Source organism: Microbacterium sp. UBA3394, assembly GCF_002358725.1.
GTDB lineage: Bacteria > Actinomycetota > Actinomycetes > Actinomycetales > Microbacteriaceae > Microbacterium > Microbacterium luteum.
The window spans coordinates 3,558-8,164 of record NZ_DEPK01000117.1; the positions used below are offsets into that span (position 1 = coordinate 3,558).

Here is a 4,607-nt window from a genome sequence, read left to right on the forward strand (position 1 = left end):
ACGCTCGATGGCTGCGCGGGCGGCACGGCGCTCGCCCTGCAGCTCGCGCAGGGTCGAGCTCACGAACACCCGTATCCGCTGGTCAGGCGTGCGGATGACGGGCGAACCCCCAGTCATGAGCGGTTTATACCCCACCGGACGNNCTGGCTCCCGGGCCTCGGTCCGACTGGTTCGACGACGACGCACGCGTCGCCCTGTTCGACGGGGAGTGGACCGTCGCCGCCGACGCCGACCGGGTCGGCGTGCGACTGGACGGCCCCGTGCTGACGCGGCGCCGCACCGGCGAGCTGCCGAGCGAGGGGATGGTCCCGGGCGCCCTCCAGGTGCCCCCGAGCGGACGACCCACCGTGCTGCTGGCCGACGGCCCGGTCACCGGCGGCTACCCGGTGATCGCGGTGGTCGCGGATGCCGATCTCGACCTGCTCGCACAGGCGCGCCCGGGCTCCCGGATCCGCTTCCGGCACGTGCGCCACGCGGGCTGATCGGCGCACCGGGAGCGGTTTATACCCCACCGGACGGGCCGGGTCAAGGATCGGCTGGACATGGCGCGTCGCGGAGCGTATAGTGAGTCTTTGCGCTTTGGATTCCCCCTGCCCTCATATGGTGGTCGGCGGTGTCCGTGTGCCCCCGCTTCACGAGATCGACACGAAGCGGCGTGCGGCTCGCGGATTTCGGGGACGACTGAGCACTCCACCTGACGACAAGGAAACAGGCCCCGCCCGGGCCCACGGAGGTAATCCCCTTGGCTGCTGCGAGCAACGCATCCACCACCACCCCCAAGAACGGACGCGGAGCTTCCCGTCTCTCGTTCGCCAAAGTCTCCGACACGCTGACGGTCCCCGACCTGCTGGCGCTGCAGACCGAGTCCTTCGACTGGCTGGTCGGCAACGAGGCGTGGCGCGACCGCCTCGCCGAGGCGCAGGCCGCCGGCCGTACCGACGTCGCCCTGCAGAGCGGTCTCGAGGAGATCTTCGAGGAGATCTCCCCGATCGAGGACCTCTCCGAGACGATGCAGCTGTCGTTCACGAACCCCTACCTCGAGCCCGAGAAGTACTCCATCGAGGAGTGCAAGGAGCGCGGCAAGACGTACGCTGCCCCGCTCTACGTCGAGGCCGAGTTCATGAACCACCAGACCGGTGAGATCAAGACCCAGACGGTCTTCATGGGCGACTTCCCGCTCCAGACCGACAAGGGCACGTTCATCATCAACGGCACCGAGCGCGTCGTCGTCTCGCAGCTGGTTCGCTCGCCGGGCGTCTACTTCGACAAGACCCCCGACAAGACCAGTGACAAGGACATCGTCTCGGCCCGCGTCATCCCCTCGCGCGGCGCCTGGCTCGAGTTCGAGATCGACAAGCGCGACCAGGTCGGCGTGCGCATCGACCGCAAGCGCAAGCAGTCGGTCACCGTCTTCCTGAAGGCCCTCGGCCTCACCAGCGAAGACATCCTGAACGAGTTCGCCGGCTTCACCTCCATCGAGGAGACGCTCGAGAAGGACACCATCCTCACCAAGGAGGATGCGCTCCGCGACATCTACCGCAAGCTCCGTCCGGGCGAGCAGGTCGCCGCCGAGGCCGCGCGCGCGCTGCTGGACAACTTCTACTTCAACCCCAAGCGGTACGACCTCGCCAAGGTGGGTCGCTACAAGATCAACCGCAAGCTCGGCCTCGAGGGCGAGCTGACCGACTCGGTGCTGACCGTCGACGACATCGTCGCGACGATCAAGTACCTGGTCCGCCTGCACCGCGGCGACACGACCTTCACCGGCACCCGCGCCGGCAACGAGGTCGAGATCCGCATGGACGTCGACGACATCGACAACTTCGGCAACCGCCGCATCCGCGCGGTCGGCGAGCTCATCCAGAACCAGGTCCGCACCGGTCTGTCCCGCATGGAGCGCGTCGTCCGCGAGCGCATGACCACGCAGGACATCGAGGCGATCACGCCGCAGACCCTGATCAACGTGCGCCCCGTCGTCGCCGCGATCAAGGAGTTCTTCGGCACCTCGCAGCTGTCGCAGTTCATGGATCAGAACAACCCGCTCGCGGGCCTGACCCACAAGCGCCGTCTGTCGGCCCTCGGCCCTGGCGGTCTCTCCCGTGAGCGCGCCGGTGTCGAGGTGCGTGACGTGCACCCCTCGCACTACGGCCGCATGTGCCCGATCGAGACGCCGGAAGGCCCGAACATCGGCCTCATCGGCTCGCTCGCCTCGTTCGCGCGCATCAACGCGTTCGGCTTCATCGAGACGCCGTACCGCAAGGTCGAGAACGGCCGCGTCACCGACGAGATCCAGTACCTCACCGCCGCGGAGGAGGAAGACTTCATCGTCGCCCAGGCCAACGCGCCGCTGAAGTCCGACGGTCACTTCGAGGAGACCCGCGTCCTCGCCCGATCGAAGGGCGGCGAGGTCGAGCTCGTGCCCGCCGAGGACATCGGCTACATGGATGTCTCGCCGCGCCAGATGGTGTCGGTCGCGACCTCGCTCATCCCGTTCCTCGAGCACGACGACGCCAACCGCGCCCTCATGGGTGCGAACATGCAGCGCCAGGCCGTGCCGCTGCTGCGCAGCGACTCGCCCCTGGTCGGCACCGGCATGGAGGGCTACGCCGCCGTCGACGCCGGAGACGTCATCACCGCGCAGAAGCCGGGTGTGGTCATGGAGGTCTCGGCCGACGTCGTGACCGTGCAGCTCGACGAGGGCGGCACGCAGGACTACTACCTGCGCAAGTTCGACCGCTCCAACCAGGGCACCAGCTACAACCAGCGCGTCGTCGTCTCCGCGGGTGACCGCATCGAGGCCGGCGAGGTCATCGCCGACGGTCCCGCGACCGAGAACGGCGAGCTGGCGCTCGGCAAGAACCTCCTCGTGGCGTTCATGACGTGGGAGGGTCACAACTTCGAGGATGCGATCATCCTCAGCCAGGACCTGGTGAAGGAAGACACCCTCTCGTCGATCCACATCGAGGAGTACGAGGTCGACGCCCGGGACACCAAGCTCGGCAAGGAGGAGATCACCCGTGACCTCCCCAACGTCAGCCCCGACCTGCTGAAGGACCTCGACGAGCGCGGCATCATCCGCATCGGCGCCGAGGTGCGTCCCGGCGACATCCTCGTCGGCAAGGTCACCCCCAAGGGTGAGACGGAGCTCTCCGCCGAGGAGCGCCTGCTCCGCGCGATCTTCAACGAGAAGAGCCGCGAGGTGCGCGACACGTCGCTGAAGGTTCCCCACGGTGAGCAGGGCACGATCATCGCCGTCAAGGAGTTTGACGCCGAGGAGGGCGACGACGAGCTGGGCTCGGGCGTCAACCGCCGCGTCGTGGTCTACATCGCCCAGAAGCGCAAGATCACCGAGGGCGACAAGCTCGCCGGCCGCCACGGCAACAAGGGCGTCATCGCGAAGATCCTCCCCGTCGAGGACATGCCGTTCCTGCCGGACGGCACCCCGGTGGACATCGTGCTGAACCCTCTCGGCATCCCCGGTCGAATGAACTTCGGCCAGGTGCTGGAACTGCACCTCGGATGGATCGCCAAGCAGGGCTGGAAGGTCGAGGGAACCCCCGAGTGGGCCGCCCGGCTGCCGGAGCAGGCCCGCGAGGCCGCCCCGGGCACGAAGGTCGCCACCCCGGTGTTCGACGGCGCCTTCGAGTCGGAGCTCGTCGGTCTGCTCGACTCGACGCTGCCCAACCGCGACGGCGACCGCATGATCGACTCCAGCGGAAAGACGCAGCTGTTCGACGGTCGCTCGGGCGAGCCGTTCCCGGCACCGATCTCCGTCGGCTACATGTACATCCTGAAGCTGCACCACCTCGTCGACGACAAGATCCACGCGCGTTCGACGGGTCCGTACTCGATGATCACCCAGCAGCCGCTCGGTGGTAAGGCGCAGTTCGGCGGTCAGCGCTTCGGTGAGATGGAGGTGTGGGCCCTCGAGGCCTACGGCGCCGCGTACGCGCTGCAGGAGCTCCTCACGATCAAGTCCGACGACATCCTCGGCCGCGTCAAGGTGTACGAGTCGATCGTCAAGGGCGAGAACATCCAGGAGCCCGGCATCCCCGAGTCCTTCAAGGTGCTCATGAAGGAGATGCAGTCGCTCTGCCTGAACGTCGAGGTCCTCTCGGCCGACGGCACGGCGGTCAACCTCCGCGACACCGATGACGACGCCTTCCGCGCGGCGGAGGAGCTCGGCATCAACATCTCCACCCGGTTCGAGTCCTCGTCGATCGACGAGATCTGACCCGCGGCATCCGACCCACTGATCTCGATACGCCGCGTCGCGGCTACTCGATCACCGGAATCTCACAGGAGTAAACACACGTGCTCGACGCAACAACTTTTGACGAGCTTCGCATCGGCCTGGCCACCGCCGACGACATCCGTCGCTGGTCCTACGGCGAGGTCAAGAAGCCCGAGACCATCAACTACCGCACCCTGAAGCCCGAGAAGGACGGTCTGTTCGGCGAGCAGATCTTCGGACCCAGCCGCGACTGGGAGTGCTCGTGCGGCAAGTACAAGCGCGTCCGCTTCAAGGGCATCGTCTGCGAGCGCTGCGGCGTGGAGGTCACCAAGTCCTCCGTGCGTCGCGAGCGGATGGGCCACATCGAACTGGC

3 protein-coding genes are annotated in these 4,607 nt (G+C 67.2%); all 3 read left to right on the forward strand.

From position 1 onward, the window contains the following. Nucleotides 1–143 precede the first annotated feature (143 nt). The gene (locus tag B4E30_RS07315; protein WP_286794378.1) at nt 144–482 is read left to right on the forward strand and encodes a biotin-dependent carboxyltransferase family protein; all 339 of its coding nucleotides are present in this window, start codon (nt 144–146) and stop codon (nt 480–482) included. A 260-nt stretch (nt 483–742) separates the two neighbouring features. After that, on the forward strand, nt 743–4,234 hold the full coding sequence (locus B4E30_RS07320) for a DNA-directed RNA polymerase subunit beta (protein ID WP_071044899.1): 3,492 nt from the start codon (nt 743–745) through the stop codon (nt 4,232–4,234). Between the two features lie 80 nt (nt 4,235–4,314). Further along, nucleotides 4,315–4,607, forward strand: a 293-nt coding sequence (locus B4E30_RS07325) for a hypothetical protein (RefSeq protein ID WP_286794359.1), incomplete at its 3' end; no start/stop codon positions are given.